Below are 721 nucleotides of genomic sequence, written 5' to 3'. Positions count from 1 at the left end.
GCAGATTGAAGACGGTCAACTCCGCGAGCAGGAGCAGGAATAGAACCATCGTGCGGGTTAGGGAGGGTCTGCGGCGCCTAGGCGCCTCGGTAGGGGTCAACGGCCCTACGATTGTAGGGCTCATGATGCCCTCCTTAAGGCGCGGAACCGGACGGCATCGATAGAGATCGCGGCCAAGATGAGCGTCCCAAGTACAAGTTGTTCGAAGGTACCCGGCACACTGTTAAGCGTCAGGGCATTGAGGATCACGCCGACTAGCAAGGCGCCAAACACCGGGGCGAAGGTCGAACCGCGGCCGCCTGTAATGCTAGTGCCGCCGAGAACCACCGCGGCGATGGCCTGCAGCTCGAAGCCGGTCGCGGCAGTAGCCTGGATCTCGCCAATCTGGCCTGCGAAGACCGCCCCCGCGAGACCGCAGCCGAGGCCTACTGCTACAAAGCAGCGGAATTTAACGAAGCCCGCACGCAGGCCAACGGCATCGGCGGCACGCCGGTTGCTGCCCACAGCGAGAATGTCACGGCCCCATTCAGTATGGCGATTGGCGATGTCGAATACAGCGAAGACCAGCACCAGAAAGACGATGGGTGTGGGTACGCCCACGACCGTACCAAGTCCGAATTGACGGGCCGCATTTGGCACCAGGAGAATGCCGTTAGCGCCCAGCAATAGCACCACGCCGCGCAATCCAAGCAGCATCCCGAGAGTCGCGACGATGGAGGGT

Annotated in this window: 1 protein-coding gene; it reads right to left on the bottom strand. The window is 62.1% G+C overall.

The window, feature by feature from the left end:
- Positions 1–120: 120 nt before the first annotated feature.
- A partial coding sequence (locus GSQ92_RS26750; RefSeq protein ID WP_174247850.1) for an ABC transporter permease occupies positions 121–721 on the bottom strand: 601 nt, incomplete at its 5' end.

This window comes from Acidisoma sp. S159 (genome assembly GCF_009766125.1).
Lineage (GTDB): Bacteria > Pseudomonadota > Alphaproteobacteria > Acetobacterales > Acetobacteraceae > Acidisoma.
The sequence above is the reverse complement of the archived record's forward strand: the minus strand, read 5'-3'. Positions and strand labels throughout refer to the sequence as shown.